Source organism: Streptomyces sp. NPDC046349, assembly GCF_055587885.1.
The window spans coordinates 136,435-156,903 of the sequence record NZ_JBVJFK010000013.1; the positions used below are offsets into that span (position 1 = coordinate 136,435).

Annotated in this window: 18 protein-coding genes, 1 tRNA gene and 1 pseudogene; 15 read left to right on the forward strand and 5 right to left on the reverse strand. The window is 73.6% G+C overall.

Annotated features, from left to right (window positions below; all coding sequences use genetic code 11):
• Position 1: 1 nt before the first annotated feature.
• The 4 genes and pseudogenes from ACZ6JS_RS28410 to ACZ6JS_RS28425 all read left to right on the forward strand — a co-directional run.
• Positions 2-754 (forward strand): annotated as a pseudogene (locus tag ACZ6JS_RS28410) (ABC transporter ATP-binding protein); the annotation flags it as partial.
• Entirely contained in the window at positions 751-1,650 is a 900-nt protein-coding gene (locus ACZ6JS_RS28415; RefSeq protein ID WP_469302079.1) for a Rossmann-like domain-containing protein, read from the forward strand. The pseudogene ACZ6JS_RS28410 and the gene ACZ6JS_RS28415, both read left to right, overlap by 4 nt.
• The gene (locus ACZ6JS_RS28420) at positions 1,647-2,717 is read left to right on the forward strand and encodes a GHMP family kinase ATP-binding protein (protein WP_469302081.1); all 1,071 of its coding nucleotides are present in this window, start codon (positions 1,647-1,649) and stop codon (positions 2,715-2,717) included. Before ACZ6JS_RS28415 ends, ACZ6JS_RS28420 begins: the two co-directional genes overlap by 4 nt.
• Complete coding sequence (locus tag ACZ6JS_RS28425; protein ID WP_469302082.1) at positions 2,638-3,636, forward strand: pyridoxal-phosphate dependent enzyme; 999 nt, start codon at positions 2,638-2,640, stop codon at positions 3,634-3,636. Before ACZ6JS_RS28420 ends, ACZ6JS_RS28425 begins: the two co-directional genes overlap by 80 nt.
• On the opposite strand, the gene ACZ6JS_RS28430 is transcribed toward ACZ6JS_RS28425, so the two are convergent.
• Positions 3,637-3,708, reverse strand: a tRNA-Cys gene (locus ACZ6JS_RS28430).
• A 264-nt stretch (positions 3,709-3,972) separates the two neighbouring features.
• Here ACZ6JS_RS28430 and ACZ6JS_RS28435 point away from each other — a divergent pair.
• The 10 genes from ACZ6JS_RS28435 to ACZ6JS_RS28480 all read left to right on the forward strand — a co-directional run bounded on the left by ACZ6JS_RS28435 (position 3,973) and on the right by ACZ6JS_RS28480 (position 14,364).
• The gene (locus tag ACZ6JS_RS28435; protein ID WP_469302083.1) at positions 3,973-4,407 is read left to right on the forward strand and encodes a DUF6325 family protein; all 435 of its coding nucleotides are present in this window, start codon (positions 3,973-3,975) and stop codon (positions 4,405-4,407) included.
• 95 nt (positions 4,408-4,502) lie between these two features.
• A complete protein-coding gene (locus tag ACZ6JS_RS28440) occupies positions 4,503-4,781 on the forward strand; it encodes an SHOCT domain-containing protein (protein ID WP_469302085.1) in 279 nt (92 codons plus the stop codon).
• Positions 4,782-4,818: 37 nt separating this feature from the next.
• Positions 4,819-6,186, forward strand: a complete 1,368-nt coding sequence (locus tag ACZ6JS_RS28445; RefSeq protein WP_469302086.1) for a chloride channel protein — start codon at positions 4,819-4,821, stop codon at positions 6,184-6,186.
• Between the two features lie 73 nt (positions 6,187-6,259).
• Positions 6,260-6,700 (forward strand): DUF7144 family membrane protein, encoded by a 441-nt coding sequence (locus ACZ6JS_RS28450; protein ID WP_469302088.1) that lies wholly within the window; start codon positions 6,260-6,262, stop codon positions 6,698-6,700.
• A 6-nt stretch (positions 6,701-6,706) separates the two neighbouring features.
• Positions 6,707-8,206, forward strand: a complete 1,500-nt coding sequence (locus ACZ6JS_RS28455; RefSeq protein WP_469302090.1) for a gluconokinase, GntK/IdnK-type — start codon at positions 6,707-6,709, stop codon at positions 8,204-8,206.
• A 358-nt stretch (positions 8,207-8,564) separates the two neighbouring features.
• Complete coding sequence (locus ACZ6JS_RS28460; RefSeq protein ID WP_469302092.1) at positions 8,565-9,020, forward strand: GMC family oxidoreductase N-terminal domain-containing protein; 456 nt, start codon at positions 8,565-8,567, stop codon at positions 9,018-9,020.
• 230 nt (positions 9,021-9,250) lie between these two features.
• Positions 9,251-10,090 (forward strand): SDR family oxidoreductase, encoded by an 840-nt coding sequence (locus tag ACZ6JS_RS28465; protein ID WP_469302094.1) that lies wholly within the window; start codon positions 9,251-9,253, stop codon positions 10,088-10,090.
• A 103-nt stretch (positions 10,091-10,193) separates the two neighbouring features.
• Entirely contained in the window at positions 10,194-11,690 is a 1,497-nt protein-coding gene (locus ACZ6JS_RS28470; protein ID WP_469302095.1) for a cytochrome ubiquinol oxidase subunit I, read from the forward strand.
• Positions 11,687-12,739: a cytochrome d ubiquinol oxidase subunit II gene (locus ACZ6JS_RS28475; protein ID WP_469302097.1), complete on the forward strand. Its 1,053-nt coding sequence runs from the start codon at positions 11,687-11,689 to the stop codon at positions 12,737-12,739. The genes ACZ6JS_RS28470 and ACZ6JS_RS28475 overlap by 4 nt, the downstream gene beginning before the upstream one ends.
• Before the next feature lie 341 nt (positions 12,740-13,080).
• Positions 13,081-14,364: a DUF2254 domain-containing protein gene (locus ACZ6JS_RS28480; protein ID WP_469302099.1), complete on the forward strand. Its 1,284-nt coding sequence runs from the start codon at positions 13,081-13,083 to the stop codon at positions 14,362-14,364.
• A 183-nt stretch (positions 14,365-14,547) separates the two neighbouring features.
• Here the strand turns inward: ACZ6JS_RS28480 and ACZ6JS_RS28485 are convergent, their stop codons facing one another.
• The 4 genes from ACZ6JS_RS28485 to ACZ6JS_RS28500 all read right to left on the reverse strand — a co-directional run bounded on the left by ACZ6JS_RS28485 (position 14,548) and on the right by ACZ6JS_RS28500 (position 19,909).
• On the reverse strand, positions 14,548-15,198 hold the full coding sequence (locus tag ACZ6JS_RS28485) for a thymidine kinase (protein ID WP_469302101.1): 651 nt from the start codon (positions 15,196-15,198) through the stop codon (positions 14,548-14,550).
• A gap of 75 nt (positions 15,199-15,273) precedes the next feature.
• A complete protein-coding gene (locus ACZ6JS_RS28490) occupies positions 15,274-16,476 on the reverse strand; it encodes an alkaline phosphatase family protein (RefSeq protein ID WP_469302103.1) in 1,203 nt (400 codons plus the stop codon).
• Positions 16,476-17,075 carry a DUF5998 family protein gene (locus tag ACZ6JS_RS28495; protein ID WP_030838227.1) on the reverse strand — a complete coding sequence of 200 codons (600 nt, stop codon included), beginning with the start codon at positions 17,073-17,075 and terminating at the stop codon, positions 16,476-16,478. The genes ACZ6JS_RS28490 and ACZ6JS_RS28495 overlap by 1 nt, the downstream gene beginning before the upstream one ends.
• A gap of 50 nt (positions 17,076-17,125) precedes the next feature.
• Positions 17,126-19,909, reverse strand: coding sequence for a bifunctional acetate--CoA ligase family protein/GNAT family N-acetyltransferase (locus ACZ6JS_RS28500; RefSeq protein ID WP_469302104.1), 2,784 nt, complete (start codon positions 19,907-19,909; stop codon positions 17,126-17,128).
• 184 nt (positions 19,910-20,093) lie between these two features.
• Between ACZ6JS_RS28500 and ACZ6JS_RS28505 the strand changes: the two genes are divergently transcribed.
• Positions 20,094-20,375, forward strand: coding sequence for an HPr family phosphocarrier protein (locus ACZ6JS_RS28505; RefSeq protein WP_030026990.1), 282 nt, complete (start codon positions 20,094-20,096; stop codon positions 20,373-20,375).
• The last annotated feature ends 94 nt before the right edge of the window (positions 20,376-20,469 follow it).

Sequence of the window (20,469 nt, forward strand, 5' to 3'; positions counted from 1 at the left end):
CCTGGACATCGCCCCGGGCGAGACCGTCGGGCTGCTCGGCCCCAACGGCTCGGGCAAGTCCTCGCTGCTGCGCTGCCTGGCCGGCCTGCGCGTGCCCGACGCGGGCTCGGTGCGCTACGACGGCGTGCCCGTGCGGGACTTGAGCGCACGTGCGATCGCCCGCCGGGTCGCCTTCGTCGCGCAGGACTCCGGCCTCGACACCGACCTGCGCGTCGCCGACGTCGTCGGACTGGGCCGGACCCCCTTCCGCGACCGCTGGCGCGGGCCGGGCGCCCACGACCGGGCCGTCGTCGCCGCCGCGCTCGAACGCGTCGGCCTCACCGCACTCGCCGAGCGCCCCTGGCAGAACCTGTCCGGCGGCGAGCGGCAACGGGCCCACATCGCCCGCGCCTTCGCCCAGCAGCCGTACGGCCTGCTCCTCGACGAACCCACCAACCACCTCGACGTCAAACACCAGTTGGAGCTGATGGCGCTCCTCGCCGACGCCGACCAGACGGTCCTCGTCGCCCTGCACGACCTCACCCTGGCCGCCCGCCACTGCGACCGGCTGCTGCTCATGCACGAGGGCGAACTGGTCGCCTCCGGCACCCCCGCCGACGTCCTGACCCCCGAGAACCTCGCCCGGATCTTCGAGGTGGACGCCGAACTGTCCGCCGACTCCCTCGGCCGGCCCGCGGTCACCTACCGCGGGCCACTCCGCGGCACCGCGCCCGGATCCCCTTTCCGACCCCCTCTCCGACAAGGAACCCCATGACGACCCGGTCCCCGTCCCCGTCCCCGTCCGAGTCCCGGTCCCAGACCCCGGATCCGGCTCCTGTTCCGGCTCCGGCTCCGACCGCCCCGGCGGCCGGCGTCGACACCCTGATCGAGGCCGTACTGGCCGGCGGGCACGGCCCGCTGCCCTCCGCTCTGGTGGCGACCAGCGTGTTCTGGATCCACCACGGCACCCGGCTGGCCGGCGGCGACACCACCTACCTCAACCAGTACGTCCTGGTCAGGCTCGGCGACTCCTTCGGGGGCTGTGCCTTCGAGGCCGGCGAGATCGACCCGGCCGTCTGCCGCGACTCCTCGGGCGCTCCGCTCGACGTCCTGCTGCGCGAGGCGCCGCGCCCGCTGCGGATCGCCGCCCTCGACGCCTACCTGGCCCAGCGGCGCCCGCACCGCGACGCAGGGGCGGAGGCTGTCACCCTGCCCGCCGGCACCCCCGAGGTGCGCGCCCGGGCCCGCGACGCGGCCATCGCCGGGCTGCTGGACATCGACCGCGGCGCCGCGGTCGGCCTCATCGGCGTGGTGAACCCGCTGGTCGCGGCGATCCGCGAACGCGGCGGCGAACCGCTGCCCTGCGACTTCAACCTCAGGGCCACCCAGTGGGGCGACCCCGTCACCACCGACATGCACGAGGTGCTGGAGCGCGCCGACGCCGTCGTCGCCACCGGCATGACCCTCAGCAACGGCTCCTTCGACACCATCCTCGACCGCTGCCGCACACGGGGGATCCCGCTCGTCGTGTACGCGCAGAGCGGCAGCGCCGTGGCCCGCGCCTTCCTCGGCTCCGGAGTGACCGCCCTGTCCGCGGAGCCCTTCCCCTTCTCCCAGTTCAGTGCCGACCCGACCGTGCTGTACCGCTACCGGACTGCGGGCCCGGCATGATGCCGGCGGCCCGGCGGGACTCCCCCGGCGCCGACCGCCCCGGCGCCGACCGACGCGGCACCGGCCGCGCCTCCTGCCACCACGGCGAGATCCTCCAGGGTGTCTTCCTCGACTCCGCCGGGCGCCGGTGCGCCGGCCTGGTCACCCTGCCGATGGACGGCCCGGGCAGCAGGGCCGAGTTCACCCGGCGGGCCGGCACCCCGCCGGAACGGCTCACCGTACGGCCCGCAGACCGTACGAAGGCCGCCCGTGCGGCGGCCCTGGCCGTCGAGGAGTGCGCCCGGCGGTGCGGCGAGCCGCCCTGCGGCGGGGAGCTGCTGATCTGCGGCGACATCCCGGTGGGCCTGGGCATGGGCAGCTCCACCAGTGACGTCATCGCCGTGGTCCGTGCGGTCGCGGACTCCTACGGCATGCGGCTCCCGCCCACTGCCGTCGCCCGGCTCGCGGTCCGCGCCGAGCTGGCCTGCGACCCGCTGATGCTCGACGCCCGCCCGGTGCTCTTCGCCCAGCGCGAGGGGCGGGTGCTGGAGGTGCTCGGCCGCCGCCTGCCTCCCCTCGTCGTCGTGGGCTGCGCGCTGGGCGGGGGCGCGCCCGTGGACACGCTCTCCCTCCCGGCCCCGGCCCACGACGACCACGACGTGCGCGCTTACGAGCGGCTGCGGTCGCTGCTGCGGCGGGCCGTGGCCACGGCCGATGCCGCGCTGCTCGGCCGGGTGGCGACGGCCAGCGCCCGGCGCGGGCAACGCCTGCTGCCCCGAGCGGAGTTCGACACGCTCGTCGGCATCGCGCGGCGGCTCGGGGCGGTCGGCGTCCAGATCGCGCACAGCGGCTCGGTGGCCGGGCTGCTGCTGGACCCGGCCGCTCCGGGGCTGCGCCACCGGGTCCGCGGCTGCGTACGGGCTCTGGAGAGCGACGGCATTCCCTTCACCCGCACCTTCACGACCTTCCCGAACTGCCCGAAGTTCCCGACGCCCAAGGAGTCCCCGAGTGGACCAGCACATCGCGGAGGCCATCGGCCGACCGGACCTGATACGCCTCGACGACCGGCTCGTCTGCCTGCGCTTTGAGACGATGAAGGTGGTCTCCGCGCTCGCCGCGGTCCGCCACCTGCTCGACACGGGAGCGGTGCGGCCCGGCGACACCCTGCTGGACAGCTCCAGCGGGATCTACGCGTACGCGCTCGCCCTGGCCTGCCACCGGCACGGCATGCGGTGCCACATCGTCGGCTCGACGACGGTCGACCACACCCTGCGCACCCAACTGGCCGTCCTCGGGGCGACGCTGGAGCAGATGGAGCCCTGCAGCGACCTGAAGCTGGACCAGAAGCGGCGCGTCGAGCGCGTCCACGAGATCCTGGCCGAGCACCCCGGATACCACTGGATGCGGCAGTACCACGACGACGTCCACTACCTGGGCTACCGGGCCGTGGCCGACCTGGTCCGCACGTCCACGGAGGGCCAGGAGCTCACCGTCGTCGGCGGGGTCGGCTCGGGCGCGTCCACCGGAGCCCTCGCCCACTACCTGCGCCAGGAGGCCCCCGGGACCGAGCTGGTCGGCGTACAGCCCTTCGGCAGCGTCACCTTCGGTGCGGAGCACGTCGCCGACCCCGAGATCATCATCGCTGGCATCGGCAGCTCCATCCCCTTCGGGAACGTCCGGCACGCGTCGTACGACACGCTCCACTGGATCTCGTTCGACGCCGCCCTGGCCGGCGGTGTCGACCTGCTGCGCCGGCACGCGGTGTTCGCCGGACTGTCCACCGGGGCGGGCTACCTCGCGGCCCGCTGGGAGCGCGCCCGGTCCCCGCAGCGCACGGTGCTCTTCATCGCCGCCGACACCGGACACCGCTACGTGGACACCGTGTACGCCCGGCACCGCGAGGCCGTCCCCATCGACTCGCTGGCCCCCCGGCAGGTCACCGGCCGGGACGGGCTGGCCCTGCCCTGGTCCCGGATGGACTGGAACCGGGCGGATCCTCCGTCGTAGAGACCGTGGCGGGATTCGAACCCGCGTCACCGGATTTGCAGTCCGGCCCCTGGGCCACTCGGGCACACGGTCGTGGTGGCGCTTCGGGTACGACCGTAGGCGCGGTCCCCGGCCCGGGTGAAGGGCACGCCGCGGCACGACACACGACTGCCATACGCCGTTCACGAAGCGGTGTGCCCGCCGCGTCGCGGCCCGGTGGCCGAAGGTGCGAAGGCGTCGTGGGGGTGCTGCAATGAGCTGGGGGCTGCCCCGCCGCCGTGTGCCGCAGAAGGCGTCGTCGGAGCCGGCGGCGGCCCACTGCGCGGTCACCCCACCGCATCGCACCGAGGAGTGGTGATGAGCGACGACATCGAGACGATGGGGCCTGTCGACTACCTGGTCGTCGAGTTCCCCGGCAACCGCATGACCGGTGAGGGCTTCCCCCTGCTCGTCGATCTGGTGGATCGCGGGATCATCCGCATCCTCGACCTGGTCTTCGTCCGCAAGGACGCCGACGGTTCCGTCATGGCGCTGGAACTGAAGGACGTCGGCGGCGGCGAGATGGACCTGTCCGTCTTCGAGGGCGCGGCCTCGGGTCTGCTCGGCCAGGACGACATCGACGAGGCCGGTGCCGCTCTGGAGGCGGGCAACTCCGCCGGGATCCTGGTCTACGAGAACGTCTGGGCGGCGCCCTTCGCCCGTGCCCTGCGGCGCGGCGGGGGCCAGCTGGTGGCGAGCGGCCGGATTCCGGTCCAGGCGCTGCTGGCCTCGCTCGACGCGATGGAGGCGTGAACCCGGGCCGCACGGCCGCGGCCCTGCTTGCCACCCGAGGACCGGCCGCCCGGCGGCCGCCTCGGGCCCCTGAACAACCTGGGAGATGACGATCCATGCCCGGACTTCTTCGCGGTGTAGCCCGTACCGCCGTCGTGGCGGGAACCGCCACCGCGGTGTCCAACCGCGTGTCACGGCGGCAGGCGGGCCGCTGGGCCCAGCAGGAGGAGCAGCAGGCCGCACCGCCCCCGCCCCCTCCGCCTGCGGCCGGACCCCCGCCCGGCGACGACATGAGCAGCAAGCTCGACCAGCTCAAGCAGCTGGGTGAGCTGAAGGCCCAAGGGGTGCTCACCGAGGAGGAGTTCGCCGCGCAGAAGGCCAAACTCCTCGGCTGAGTGGCCGCTCGGCCACGGGGACGGGAAGGGACGACCCATGACGGCACCGCGTACCCCGGCTCCGCCACCGGCCGAAGAACCCGCGGAGGGCGACCGGCTGCGGGACATGCTGCGCACGCCGGGCTACCTGAAGCTGCTCCTCTTCTGTGCCCTCATCGGCGTCCCCGTCTCCCTCGCGGCGTTCTGGTTCCTGGTCGCGCTCCACGAGCTGGAGCACGTCGTGTGGGCCGACCTCCCCCAGGCGTTCGGCTGGGACGCACCGCCCTGGTGGTGGCCGCTCCCCCTGCTGCTGATCGCCGGCGTCCTGGTCGGGCTGGTGGTGACCCGCCTGCCCGGCGCGGGCGGCCACATCCCCGCCTCCGGACTGCACGCGGGAGGAGCCGCGTCGGCCGCCCTGCCGGGCGTCGTCCTGGCGGCGGTGCTCAGCCTCCCGCTCGGTGCGACCCTCGGCCCGGAAGCCCCGCTCATCGCACTCGGCGGGGGGCTCGCGCTGCTGTTCCGGGACCTGGCCCAGGCGCCCGCCACCGCGCAGAGCACAGTCATCCTCGCTGCGGCCGGAGCCGCCGCGGCCATCTCCGCGATCTTCGGCAATCCGCTGGTCGGCGCCGTGCTGCTGATGGAGGTGGCCGGAGTGGGCGGACCGCAGCTGTTCGCGATCATGCTGCCTGCGCTGCTCTCCAGCGGAATCGGCGAGCTCGTGTTCACCGGCTTCGGCCGTTGGACGGGCCTGTCCTCCGGCAGCCTGATGCTGGACCTGGACATCCCCTTCCCCCGTCTCGACGCCGGCGACGTCGTGTGGTCGGTGGTCCTGGCGGCCGCCCTGGGCGTCTTCATGCACTTCGTCCTGGCCGGCGGCCGGTACGCCGCCGTGTACGTGGCCGGTCGGCCCGTGGCCCGCACGACCGTCTGCGCCCTGGCGGCCGGCGCCTTCGGCGCGCTGTACGCGCTCGTCACCGGCAACTCCCCCGTCGACGTGGCCTCGTCCGGCCAGGCGACGCTGGGGAGCATGGCGGCGGATCCGCAGGCCTGGGGCATCGGGGCGCTGGTCGCGGTCCTGCTGTGCAAGGGTGCGGCGTACGCACTCTGCCTGGGCAGCCTGCGCGGCGGCCCGATCTTCCCGGCCCTGTTCCTGGGCGCCGCCGCGGGTGTGCTGTTCGCGCCGTTGCCGGGCCTGGGCGTCGTACCCGGCCTCGCGGCCGGGATGGCGGCCGCGGCCACCTGCGCGCTGAGGCTTCCGGTCAGCAGCGTGGTGCTCGTCGTACTGCTGCTCGGCAGCGGCGCGATGATCCCCGTGGTCATCCTGGCGTCCGTGGTCGCCTTCGTGGTCACCGAGCTGCTGCCGCCCGGGCCCGAGGTCCCACCTGTGGGCAAGGCGGTCGGCACCCCGGCGCCCGCCGCGAAGTGACCGGCGGCCGGCGCACGCCGACGGGGCCCGCCCGGCACGGGCCCCCGCTGATCCGGATCGGAAGGAGCGTGTCATGACGAGTCACGTGGGCGGAACCCGCCCGGACGGTGCTGCCCCGGCTGCGCGGAAGGGCGGCTTCAGCGCCCGCAACGGCTGGCTGTACTTCGCCGGGTTCCTGATGGTGTTCGGCGGACTGATGATGGTGTTCTCGGGCATCTCCGCGATCGCCAGGGACGACGTCTTCATCCCGACCCCCCACTACGCCTACGAGTTCAACCTCACGGGCTGGGGCTGGATCCACCTGATCCTGGGAGTCGTGATCTTCTGCGCAGGGCTGGCCGTGGTACGGGGCGCCCTGTGGGCCCGCGTCGTCGGCCTGGCGCTCGCGGGCCTCAGCATGGTCGCGAGCTTCATGTGGCTCCCGTACACGCCGTTCTGGGCCCTGGTGCTCCTGGCGATCGACGGCCTGATCGTCTGGGCGCTGTGCACGGCGCCCGGTCTGACGGGGGACTGAGCGCCGGTGCCGGTGGAGGCCGCGCCGCCGACCCCGCTGGTGCTCGTCGTCGGCGTGTCCGGCTCGGGCAAGACCACGGTGGCCCGGCTGCTCGCGGACCGGCTCGGCTGGTCCCACCGGGACGCGGACGAGTTCCATTCCGCGGCCAACCGCGCCAGGATGGCCGCCGGGCACCCCCTCGGCGACGCCGAGCGGGCCCCGTGGCTCGCGGCCATCGGCGCCTGGATGGACGAGGAGGCCGGCGCGCAGCGCCCGGCGGTCGTCACCTGCTCGGCGCTCAAGCGCTCCTACCGGGACCGGCTGCTGCGCGGGCGGCCCGGGGCACGCCTGCTGTACCTGCGCGGCACGCCGGCGCTCGTGCGGGCCCGCCTGGAGGCCCGGCACGGCCACTTCTTCCCGCCCGCCCTGCTCGACAGCCAGTTCGCCGACCTCGAGGAACCGGGACCCGACGAGCACCCGGTGGTCGTGGAGATCGACCAGCCGCCGCGGGCCGTGGTGGCGGCAGCGCTGTCGCTGCTGGGCCTGGCCGCCCCTGCCCCGATGTCCGAGGAGGCTCCCATGTCCGCGCAGACGCCCCGGCCCGCAGGCCCGACCGGCGAGCAGTGGGAGCTGCGCCACGGCGGGCAGAGCGCCGTGGTGGTCGAACTGGGCGGCGCCCTGCGCCACTACGAGGCGGACGGCGTGCCCCTGCTGGACGGCTTCGCCGCCGACGAGCCCGTCACCTCGGGGCGCGGGCAGCTCCTCGTGCCCTGGCCCAACCGGTTGGGCGGCGGCCGCTACCGCTTCGACGGCGCGGACCTGCAACTTCCGCTGAGCGAGCCGGAGAGGCACAACGCGATCCACGGGCTGCTGCGCTGGACCCCGTGGCGGCTGCTCGCCCACTCCGGTGACGCGGTGCGGGTGGGCACCACCCTCCACCCGCAGCCCGGGTACCCCTTCCTGCTGGAGGTGTTCGCCGAGTACCGGCTGGGTGACGACGGCCTGGCGGTCCTGGTCCGCGCCGTCAACGCGGGCGGGTCGAGGGCTCCGTACGGCGTGGGGCAGCACCCGTACCTGACGGTCGGCACCGATCTCGTCGACACGGCGCTGCTGACCGTGCCCGCCCGCCACCGGCTGACCACCGACGACGGGGGCCTGCCGACCGGCGAGGTGACCGTCGAGGGCACGGACTACGACTTCCGCTCCGCCCGGCCCATCGGCGCACGGGCACTGGACACCGCTTTCACCGGGCTCGAACGCGACGCGGAGGGGCGGGCCGTGGTCCGGCTGGCGCACCCGGCGGGACACCGCGGCACCGACCTGTGGCTCGGCGAGGGCACCCGGTACGTGCAGGTCTACACGGGTGACACGCTGGCCGAGCCCGGGCGGCGCCGACGCGGGGTCGCCGTGGAGGCCATGTCCTGTCCGGCGGACGCCTTCCGCACCGGCAGCGGCCTCACCGTTTTGGAACCGGGGGCCGGCCATGTGCTCCGCTGGGGGCTGCGCCCCTGGGGAACAGCCGGCTGAGGCGGCGATCCGTTGACCTCGCACCCCGAACGGCCCGTCGCGCCGGCCATGAGTGCGGCGGACGTCCGCACGCTGTACGAGCGGCTGCGCCGGCCAGGCCCGGTCCGGCCCGGACGGCGGCCGGCGCGGGGCGCTGCGCCATCTGACGCCCGCCCGCGTCGCGGCTGCCGCGGCAGAGGTCCGGCTCGGCCGCACGGTGTCCCTGGCCGCGCCGATCGAGACCCGGCCGGGCGTGCCGTACTCCACGCAGGCCGAGCACCTCCACCGTGTGCACGGGCGGCACGGGAGGACCCCGGCGAGGGGCCGGTGAGCGCCCAGTACGCCTACCCCCGTCGAACACGAGCCGCGCATCCAGCAGTTGAGCGACGATCCGGAGAAGAAGGGGCTGCGTCCCTTCCACCTGCCCATCGGGGTCGACCTCGTCCGGGACGCCGACGGCAAGGCCGTTCCCTCCAGCCCGTGCATCCGCTGCAACCGGGTGGACGGCTTCCCGTGCCTGGTCCGCGGCAGGTCCGACGCCCAGGTGATCTGCGTGGAGCCCGCCCTCGAACACCCGGGCGTGGAGCTGGTCACCGGCGCCCATGTGGTCCGGCTGGAGACCGACGCGACCGGGCGCACGGTCACGGCCGCCGTCGCCAGGCTCGTCGACGGCTCCGAGACCCGCTTCCGGGCGGACGTCGTGGTCGTCTCCTGCGGCGCGGTCAACTCCGCCGCCCTGCTGCTGGCCTCGGCGAACGACCGCCTCCCCGGGGGCTGGCCAACAGCTCCGACGTGGTGGGCCGCCACTGCGTGCGGCACAACAACCCGTCCCTGACCGCCATCGCCAACGCCCTGCGGGTCGGCGACCACCTTGTGGCCCGGCTGAACTGACCTTTCGGGAGCCGGAGCCGACCTGCGCCGACCGGAGGAAGATCGTCGGCCGAACGGCGCAACCGGGGCCCGCCCGGCGGGCCACCCGCAACGGCCGGTGATTACGTGGGCGGTCGGTCCGGCCCGTTGCGGCCGGGGCGGGGCCGGGCCCGCTCGTCGAGGAGGCAGCACAACGTGGATTCCACCGTGGGCGCAGCAGGCAGTGTGCTTCCGGCTCACCTGCTGAAGGGCCAGAAGGCCCTGGTCACCGGCGCCAACTCGGGCATCGGCAGGGCGACCGCCCTCGGGCTCGGCAGGGCCGGCGCCGAGGTGGTCGTCAACTACGTGGCGGACCAGGAGTCCGCCGAGGCGGTCGTCCGGGAGATCACCTCGTTCGGGGTGCGTGCGGCCGCGTACGAGGCGGACGTGTCCCAGGAGGACCAGGTCGTCGCCATGGTGGACCGGATGGTCCGGGAGTTCGGGACGATCGACATCATGATCGCCAACGCCGGTCTGCAACGCGACGCCCCGTTCACGGAGATGACCCTCGCCCAGTGGCAGAAGGTCCTGGACGTCAACCTGACCGGGCAGTTCCTGTGCGCCCGGGAGGCGACGAAGGAGTTCGTGCGGCGCGGCGTCGTGCCCGAGGTGTCCCGGGCGGCCGGGAAGATCATCTGTATGAGCTCGGTGCACCAGCTCATCCCGTGGGCGGGCCACGTCAACTACGCCGCCTCCAAGGGGGGCGTGCAGATGATGATGGAGACCCTGGCCCAGGAGCTCGCGCCGCAGAAGATCCGGGTCAACGCGGTCGCCCCCGGAGCCATCAGGACGCCGATCAACCGCGGCGCCTGGGAGACCGAACAGGCCCGCGAGGACCTGCTGAAGCTGATCCCGTACGACCGGATCGGCGACCCGGACGACATCGCCGACGCGGTGGTCGTCCTCGCCTCCGACCTCATGGACTACGTGGTGGGCACCACCCTCTACGTCGACGGCGGGATGACCCTCTTCCCCGGGTTCGCCACCGGCGGCTGACACCTCCGGGCATCCGCGCCGCCCCGCCCTTCGCGCCGCCCCTGCGCCGACCGCACCCCCGCGCCGCCCGACCTCGACGCCGTTCCTAGCAGCGAAGGCACGCATGCACACCACGTTTCTCCTGCTGGCGGCGGACGCGCCGGCCCAGTTGCTCCCGGCCCGACAGCTCATGGCCTTCACCCTGGCCTCGCACATCATCCTGGTGCCGATGGGCGTCGCCCTGCCGTTCATCACCCTGCTGATGCACTACCGGGGAATCCGCCGCAACGACCCCACAGCCCTGCTGCTGGCACGGCGCTGGTCGGCGGTCATGGCGGTGCAGTTCGCCGTCGGGGTCGTCACCGGGACCGTCCTGTCCTTCGAGTTCGGCCTGCTCTGGCCGGGCCTCATGGGCAGGTGGGGCGACGTGTTCGGCATCGGCTTCGGTATCGAGGCGTGGGCGTTCTTCCTCGAGGCGGTGCTCATCGCCGTCTACCTCTACGGCTGGCGCCGGCTCAAACCCCGTACGCACTTCCTGCTCGGGCTGCCGCTGCCGGCCGCCGCGCTGATGGGGGCGTTCGGCATCCTCGCCGCCAACTCGTGGATGAACACCCCGCGCGGCTTCAGCCTCGACTCCGCGGGAAACCCGGTCGACGTGAACATCTGGAAGGCCATCTTCACCCCGATGTTCGGTCCGCAGTACTGGCACTTCGTCGTGGCGATGCTGCTCACCGCGGGGTACGTGGTGGCCGGGGTCTACGCCGTGGGCTGGCTGCGCGGCCGCCGCGACCACTACCACCGGCTCGGCTTCACCGTCCCGTTCACCGTCGCGGCCGTCGCCACCCCGATCCAGTTCTTCCTGGGCGACTCCATCGCCCGGCAGGTGTTCCAGAAGCAGCCGGTGAAGTTCGCCGCCATGGAGATCGTCTGGAAGACCGACACCCACATGCCCGAGTACCTGTTCGGCCGCCTGCACCCGGACGGAACCGTCACGGGCGGCATCAAGATCCCCCAGCTCGACTCCGTCCTGGCCGGCTTCAGTCCGGACACCGAGGTGTTGGGGCTGTCCTCCGTCCCGGAGAGCGACCGGCCGAACGCCACCCAGGCGACCATCGCCCACTGGGCCTTCGACCTCATGGTCGTGATCGGATCGGTGCTGGTACTGCTCGCCCTCTGGTACGCGCTGGTCTGGTGGCGGCGCCGCAGGCTGCCGGAATCCAGGTGGTTCTGGCGCGGCGCGGCCTGCGCGGGCGTCGCGTCCGTCGTGGCCGTGGAGTGCGGCTGGATCACCACGGAGGTGGGGCGCCAGCCGTGGATCGTCTACCAGAACATGCGGGTCGCCGAGGCGGTCACGGCGACCCGCTCGACGACCTTGTGGATCATGTTCGGGCTGGTGATCGTGGTGTACGTGTTCGTCTTCGGCGCGTTCCTCACCGTCCTCCTCAAGATGCGCACCAGATGGCGGCTCGCCGACGCGCAGCAGGAGGCGGGGCATCCGGTCGAGGCGCCGGAGGCGGACACCCCCTACGGACCGCGCCCGCCCGTCCCGTCCACCTCCTCCGGCTCTTCCGCCTCTTCCGGCTCGTCCGGCTCGTCCGGATCCGGGGACGGCCGCTCGTGACCGCCGATGTCATCGCCTTCGTGCTGCTGCTCGCCGTGACCGCGTACACCTGCGCCGGCGGCACCGACTACGGGGCCGGGTTCTGGGACCTGACCGCGGGCGGGGCAGAGCGGGGCAAGCGGCCGCGGTGGCTCATCGACCACGCCATGGCTCCGGTGTGGGAGGTCAACAACGTCTGGTTGATCTTCATCTTCGTCATCATGTGGACGGGGTTCCCGGTCTTCTTCCAGACGGTGTTCTCCGCGATGTGGGTGCCGCTCGCCCTGGCCGCCGTCGGCATGGTCCTGCGCGGCGCCGGCTTCGCCTTCCGCAAAGCCTCCCGGCGGCTCGCCGGGCGGCGCCTGTTCGGAACCGTGTTCGCCGTGTCCTCGCTGGTGACGCCCTTCTTCCTCGGCGCGGCCGTCGGCGGGGTCGCCTCCGGCCGGGCCGCTCTCGGCACGGAGGCGTCGGCGGAGGCCTGGTCCAACCCGACCTCCCTGGTGTTCGGGCTGCTGGCCATCGCGACCACGGCCTTCCTCGGTGCCGTGTTCCTCTCCGGCGACGCCCGCCGCTTCGACGCACCCGACCTCGTGGACCACTTCCGGGGGCGGGCGCTGGTCGCGCTCGCCGTGGTCGCCGTACTGGCCGTGTCCACGCTGTTCGTCACGCGCGCCGACGCCCCCCACATCTGGCACGGCCTCACCCACGGCGTGGGGCTCCTCTTCGTCCTCCTGGCCGCGGCGGCCACGTTCGCCACGGCATGGCTGCTGCTGCGCCCGCCCGGCGCCTGGGTGCGCGTCACCGCGGTGGGGGTCGTCGCCGCGGCGGTCCTCGCCTGGGGCATGGCCCAGCGGCCCTATCTCATCCCCACCTCGCTGACCGTCACCGACGCCGCGGGCGCCCCCTCCACCCTGACGTGGCTGGCGTTCGTCACGCTGGTCGCCCTGGTGATCGTCGCCCCGGCCGTCGCCCTGCTGTACTGGCTGGACACGCACGGCGAGCTGGAGTCCCTCACCGACGCCGACCTCCGGCGCGGCGGCGCCGAAGGCGAGCGCTCCGATGGGGACTGAGGACCGCCCGACGAACCGCGTCGGGCTCCGTCGCACCGCAGGCGTCCCGGCGGGAACGCCGCTGTGAGCGAGGACCAGATCCTCCTCGGCCTCGCCCTGACGGTGGCGCTGGCCGCCTTCTCGCAGATCCTCTCCGGCAGGCTGCGCGTGCCCGCGCTGATCCTGCTGCTCCCGGCCGGTACGGGCGGCGTACGGAGGGCGGAGGGCGGTGGGCGGCCTTACCGTGGGGCTGCGGTCCGTCCCGCACCGCGAACCGGAGGTCGGAGGTCACCCGTGCCGCTGCCGCACAGACATACGAAGGTGCCCGTCGGGCCACCGGAATCCCCCTTCGGCCCCGGGTGATGACCTGGGCTTCCCGCTTCCGGCTGCTGCAGTACACGAAGGCCAGCCTCTGGATCGTGCCGCTGCTCGGTCTGCTCGTCGGCGTACTGCTCGCGGAATGGGCGGTCGCCGTGGACGCCACGGAGTGGCTCCCGGCCGGCTGGCGGTACTCCGCCTCGACGGCCAGCGGCGTGCTCACCGCCATCGTCGGTGCGATGATCGCCCTGCTCGGATTCGTCGTCACGATCGGCGTGCTCGTCGTCCAGCAGGCGACGGGCACCCTGTCCCCGCGCTACATGCGCCTGTGGTACCGCGACCGGCTGCAGAAGGCGGTGCTGGCGACCTTCGCCGGGACCTTCTCCTTCTCCTTCGCCCTGCTGCGCACCATCGAGTCGGACTCCGTGCCCGACCTCGGGGTCACCATGGCCGGGGCGGCCGTTTCCGTCAGCCTGTTGCTGCTGCTGGTCTACCTCAACCGCTTCACCCACAACCTCCGGCCCGTCGCCATCGCCGAACTGGTCGCACGGATGGGCGAGACGGTCCTGGTCCGCGTGGAGGGCACGGTCCTCGGCGCCCCACCGCACGCCGGGGACCCCGCCGCGCCGGCGGACGGCGGTCCGATCTCGTACGTGCGGTCCGAACGCGGCGGCGTCATCCAGGCGTTCCACCCGGAAGGACTGACGGCCCTCGCGGCGCGCCACGACTGCGTCCTCGTCGTCACCCGCCTGGTCGGCGACTACGTGCCGCCGGGCGCCGTCGTCGTCGAGGTCCGCGGTGGGACGCCGCCTCCCGAGCCGCGCAGGGTGACCGCACTGATCGCCTTCGGCTCGGAGCGGACCATCGAGCAGGACCCCGCGTTCGCGCTGCGGGTCCTCGTCGACATCGCCGTCCGGGCACTCTCCCCCGCCGTGAACGACCCGACCACCGCGGTCCAGGTGCTCAACCAGATCGAGACGTTCCTCCACGCGGTCGGCCGGGCCGGCCTGCGCGACCGCTACGTGCTGGGCGACCGCCGCGGCACGCCGCGGCTGGTGGTCCAGGGCCGGGACTGGGAGGACTTCCTCCAACTGGCCGTGACCGAGATCCGGGAGTACGGCACGTCGTCCGTCCAGATCTGCCGGCGCCTCCGGTCCCTGCTGGAGGGCCTGCTCACGGCCCTGCCGCCCGGCACCATGGCGGCCGTCCGCACCGAACTGGCCCTGCTGCGCGAGTCGGTCGAGCGCGAGTACACCGACCCCGCCCGCCGCACCCTGGCCCGCACGCCCGACCCCCAGGGCATCGGCGGCCGCCACCGCCAGGGGTGACCGGCGCGCCGGTCAGCCGTGGAAGACGAGAATCCGGTCGGGCACCACCCGGACGACCCCACGCTCGCGTCAGACGAAGGCGCCGGCGTCCTCTCCCTCCCGGCCGCCGCCCGCATCCGGTAAGAGCGGGCCCGTCGCCGCTGCCGGTCCCGTGCGCCGGTCACGGTCCCGCCGGTGGGCCGGTCAGGGGTGGTTGACCGGGAGGACGTCCGGGGAGAGGGCGGCCGCGTGGGCTGCGGCGCTGGTCATGTGGCGGCGGTGGTGGCGGCGGCAGAGGACCTCGTAGCCGATCTCCTCCGCCGGGCGGTTCACGTCGCCGACGACGACCTGCTCGCCCTCGACGACCATCACGCCGCCGACCGTCCGGGCGTTGTGCGTGGCCCGGGCGCCGCACCAGCACAGGGCCTCGACCTGGAGCTGCTCTATCCGGTCGGCGAGCTCGATCAGGCGCTGCGATCCCGGGAAGAGCTTCGTGCGGAAGTCCGTGGTGATGCCGAAGGCGAAGACGTCCATGTCGAGGTCGTCGACGATCCGGGCCAGCTGGTCGATCTGCTCCGGGGCGAGGAACTGGGCCTCGTCCACGATCACGTAGTCCGCCCTGCCGCCCTTGGAGAGCTGCGCGACCAGGTACGCGTACAGGTCCATGCCCTCCGGCGCCTCGACCGCCTCCGTCACCAGGCCCAGACGGGACGACAGCTTGCCCTCGCCCGCCCGGTCGTCACGGGTGAAGATCACGCCCTGGAGGCCCCGTGCGTCGCGGTTGTGCGCGATCTGGAGCGCCAGAGTGCTCTTTCCGCAGTCCATCGTTCCGGAGAAGAACACCAGCTCGGGCATGGGAAGTAAGGGCCTTTCGGGTCGTGGGCGGATCGGGTGCCGGGCCGGACCGGAGCCGCAGCGGAGCGGAACTGGTCAGGTACGGATCTCGAGCAGGGGGACGAGCTGTTCCGCCGCGGTCATGGAGCCGTGCATTCCGGCGAGCGCGGACTCGTTCGGCTCGTTGCGCGACGCGGTGATCGCGACGTCGGCCTGGGCCGCCGCGACCACGTCGCCGATCCGGCCGAGGACGCGCTCGTCGCATTCCCCCGGCGGGCCGAACCAGCCCAGTTCCAGGGCTTCTTCGCGGCTCGCGACCCAGAAGCGGTCACCGAGCACCTCGCGCCACACGGTCAGCACGTCGGCTTCCGCCCCCGGCACCGCGTACACGTGCCGGGCCCGGCCCTCGCCGCCCAGCAGGGCGACGCCGGCGCCCAGCTCCCAGTCCTCGTCGAAGTCGATGCGCGCGTCCTCGTCGAAGGGGATGTCGACCATGCCGTGGTCGGCGGTCACGTACAGCGCGCTGCGCGGCGGGAGCTGCTCGGCGAGCCGCTGGACGAGCCGGTCCACGTACATCAGCTGGCCGCGCCAGGCGTCCGAGTCCACGCCGTGGCGGTGGCCGGCCCCGTCGAGCTCGCTGTAGTAGGTGTAGACGAGAGAGCGGTCACCGGCAGCGAGGCGTTCGGCGGCCAGGTCCATCCGCTCCTCGCCGGTCATCCGGCCGAGGAACGTGCCGCCGCTGAGGGCGACCTTGGTGAGCGGGGTGGTCTGGAAGGCGGGCGAGGAGACCTGCGCGGTCGCCACGCCGGCCTTGTCGGCCTCCTGGAAGACCGTCGGGTAGGGCTGCCACGGCTTCGGCGAGGTCCACGGGTGCCAGCGGAGCTGGTTCATCAGCTCGCCGGTGGCGGGGTTGCGCACGGTGTAGCCGGGCAGCCCGTGGCGGGCCGGCGGCAGGCCGGTGCCGACGGAGGCCAGGGAGGTCGCGGTGGTCGCCGGGAATCCCGCGGTGATCGGGCGCCCGGTGCCGCCGCGCGAGCTGCCCAGGAGGGAGGCGAGGTACGGGGCCTCGTCCGCGTGGGCCTTGATCTGCTCCCAGCCCATGCCGTCGACGAGGAACACGCAGTTGCGGTCGGCCGGGGCCAGCTCGGCGATGGCGGCGCTGTAGCCGGGGACACCCTGTCCGGCCACGAGCGTCGGCAGCAGGTCGGCGAGCGACCCGGCGCCGTACTCCGGGACGGGCGCGCCGGCCAGGTCCAGCAGCTCCGGCTCGGTCCAGTCCTGCGGTGCGGAGTACACCATCAGCGGGCGGATGTGGAGGACGTGGCCGCGGTCGCCTCGCTCAGTGCCTGTGCGAAGAGCAGCGTCTGGCGCACCGCCTCCGGCCCGTCCCCGGCCTCGCTGACCCGCAGGCTGAGGTCGTCGGCGGTGGAGTTGCCGGTGTAGCCGTGGTCGGAGTCGCAGTTGGGGTCGCCGCAGGCGGCCGGCTCCAGATCGATCCGGGAGACCGCGCCCCAGCCGATGGTCAGGACGACCTCGCGGGGCAGGGTGCCGGGGGTGTAGGACTCCGGATTGGCGACGACGCGGCTGAGCACAACGGAGGAGATGCTGGAGAGCTTGACCGACTCGGTGGAGGTCGTCGCGTACGGGGACGGGGAGCCGGCGTCGGCGGCCTGCTCGTCGGTGTGGCTGACGATGAAGCGGTTGCCGGTCAGGACCAGCACGGTGACGTGGCGGCGCACCTCGTTGGAGTCGAAGGTCGTCTCCTGGTGGACCAGGTACGACGAGATGGGCTCGCCGCCCACCGCGGCCTCCACCGCCTCGGCCACGAGGGCCGGGTAGTAGCCGCTGCGCTCGATCGCCGTGCGCAGCCCCTGGGTCGTCGTACCGGATTTCGCCATGGGGTCAATGGTAAGGCCCATCGGGTGCCCTCCTACCGCCCTGTACCCGCTCAGTAACTGGGGAGGGTCCGCGGGCCGAGATCGCCGCGGGCGGGCGGATGGGCGACCCGGACCGTGGCGCTGAGCACGGAGATCCCCTCGACGGCGACGACGACCGGCTCCAGGCAGACGCCGATCACCTCGGGATGGTCGTCCACGAGCCGGGACAGCCGCAGGAGCACCTCCTCCAGGGCGGGGGTGTCGACCGGGTCGCTGCCGCGCCAGCCGAAGAGGAGGGGCGCCGCCCGGATGGACCGGACCAGTGCGGCGGCGTCCCGGTCGGTGGCCGGGACCAGCCGGTGGGCGGTGTCGCCGAGCAGTTCGGAGGCGACGCCGGCGAGTCCGAAGGAGAGGACGGCGCCGGCGGCCGGGTCGATCACGGACCGGACGACGGTGTCGACGCCCCGCGGCACCATGGCCTGGACCACGGGCTGGAGCTCGGCCGGCTTGCCCAGCGCGTCGGTGAGCTCCTCGTACGAGCGCCTCAGCTCGGCCTCGTTCGTGAGGTCGAGCCGTACGCCGCCCAGGTCGGCGCGGTGGCGCAGGTGCGGGGCGGTGGTCTTGAGGGCGACGGGGTAGCCCAGGACCCCGGCGGCCCGGACGGCGGCATCCGCGCTGGGTGCGGGAAGGGTGGGCAGGACCCGGATCCCGTACCGCGCGAGGAGTTCGCGGGCGTCCCAGTCGCTCAGGGTCAGCACGGCCCCGCCGTCGACGTCGGCGAGCAGCCCGGCGAGCTGGGTGGCGGCGCCGGCCTCGTCGATGTCCTCGTACTCGGGGACCTGCCCGGCGTCGGCGAGGGCCCGCCGCCACTGGCCGTAGCGCACCGCCTCGGCGACCGCCTTCACCGCGCGTTCGGCGGCGGGGTAGCTGGGGATCCGGTCCGGATCGGCGGTGGCGCCGGCCGTGTGGGCGGCCGGGGTCCGGGGGGCGCCCTCCGCGGGGCGGTCCGGCGCCTCGGCGGCGGGTCCGCGGGTCGCGGACAGGGCCTGCACCAGCTCGGCCAGCTCCACGTGCACGACCGCGACCGGCTTGCCGGGGGCCTCGGCGACGGCTTCGCGGAGCGCGTCGGCCAGGTCGTCGGCGAGGGCGTGCTCGCTGACCCACGGGATGGCGGTCACCACCACCGCGTCGCAGTCGTCGGAGGCGAGCGCTGCGGCGAGCGCCGTGCGGAAGTCGGCCGGGGAGGCGGCGGTCGTCAGGTCCAGCGGCGGCAGCGGCCGCAGCCCCTGGGTCAGGCACGCGTCGTAGGTGAGGACCCCGAGGGACTCGGAGTTGCCGAGGATCGCGATCCGGGGTCCGGCGGGCAGCGGCTGCGAGGCCAGCAGCAGGCCGACGTCCACCAGCTCGGTGACCGTGTCGACCCGGATGACGCCGGCCTGCCGCAGGAGGGCGGAGACGGTGTCCTCCGACAGCCGGGTGTCGGGGACGACGTGCCCGGCCGGGGTGTGCCGGCCGCCCTTGGCGACGACCACGGGCTTGACGGCGGCCGTCCGGCGGGCGAGGCGGGTGAATTTCCGCGGGTTGCCGAGGGTTTCCAGGTACAGCAGGGCGACGTCGGTGGCCTCGTCCTCGTACCAGTACTGGAGGATGTCGTTGCCGGAGACGTCGGCCCGGTTGCCCGCGGAGACGAAGGAGGACAGGCCTTCGCCGCGCCGGAGCAGCGCCGAGAGCAGGGCGATCCCGATCGCGCCGGACTGCGTGAACAGGCCGGTCCGGCCGCGCATCGGCATCGGCGCGGGGGTCAGCGAGGCGTTGAGCTCCACCTCCGGGGCGGTGTTGATCACCCCGTAGGCGTTGGGGCCGATGAGGCGCATCCCGTACGAGCGCACCTGCCGCAGCAGCTCGCGCTGTCGGGCGAGTCCGGCCGGGCCGCTGTCCCCGTATCCGGCGGAGAGGACGACGAGCCCCTGCACGCCGTGCTCGCCGCACGCGGCCACGGCGTCGGGCACCCGGTCGGCCGGGACCGCGATCACCGCGAGGTCGACGGGGGCGCCGATGTCCTCGACGGACCGGTAGGCCCGCACGCCGTCGAGGAGGTCGCGCGTGACGGCCTCGTTGACGGCGTAGAGGTGGCCGTGGAAGCCGCTGTCGCGCAGGTTGCGCAGCGCGGCCGCGCCCACGCCGGCGCCGGAACGGCTGACTCCGACGACGGCCACCGAGCCGGGGGCCAGCAGGCGCTGCACCGAGCGGGCCTCGGCGCGCTGTTCCCGGGCGCGCTGCACGGCGAGGGACTGGGCCGTGGGTTCGAGGTCGAGGGTGAGGTGGACGGAGCCGTCCTCGAAGCTGCGCTTCTGCTCGTAGCCGACGTCCGTGAACACCTTGATCATCTTGGTGTTGGCGGGCAGCACCTCGGCGGCGAACCTGCGGATGCCCCGTTCGCGGGCCACCGCGCCGATGTGTTCGAGGAGTGCGGAGGCGACCCCGCGGCCCTGGTGGGCGTCCTGGACGAGGAAGGCGACCTCGGCCTCGTCGGCAGGGGCGGAGGCGGGCCGGCCGTCGGGGCCGATGCGGTCGTAGCGGACGGTGCCGATGAACTCCTCGCCGATCGTCGCGGCGAGGCCCACCCGGTCCACGTAGTCGTGGTGCGTGAAGCGGTGCACGTCGCGGTCGGAGAGGCGGGGGTAGGGCGCGAAGAAGCGGTAGTACTTCGACTCGTCCGAGACCTGCTCGTAGAAGCTGACGAGCCGGCCGGCGTCCTCGGTCGTGATGGGCCTGATCCGGGCGGTTCCGCCGTCACGGAGGACGACGTCGGCTTCCCAGTGGGCCGGGTAGGACGGGTCCGACTCTATGGTCATGCGCATACCTTACGGCCGCACCGGGCCGGACAGCGCTCGCGCGGCGTAGTAGGCAAGCCGGACGAAGCGGTGCAAGCTGGGGAACGTCGACGAGCGGCGAAATCCGGACCGGAGGCCGGTCGGAGCATTGGGGGTGCCGTGAGAGACTGGTCTAGACAACCGTAAGAACCTGAAGGGCATCACCATGGCAGAGCGCCGCGTCAACGTCGGTTGGGCCGAGGGCCTGCACGCTCGTCCCGCCTCGATCTTCGTCCGTGCGACGACCGCTTCCGGCGTCCCGGTGACCATCGCGAAGTCCGGCGGCGACCCCGTCAACGCCGCCTCCATGCTGGCGGTGCTGGGCCTCGGCGCCCAGGGCGGCGAGGAGATCGTCCTCGCCTCCGAGGCCGAGGGTGCGGAGGCCGCACTGGACCGCCTCGCGAAGCTGGTCGCCGAGGGCCTCGAAGAGCTCCCCGAGACCGTCTGACCCTTCGGGTTCACCCCGCGCAGCACGGCGAAGCCGCGGCCCCCACCGGGGGGCCGCGGCTTCGCCCTTCCCGAACCCCTGTGACGGGAAACCG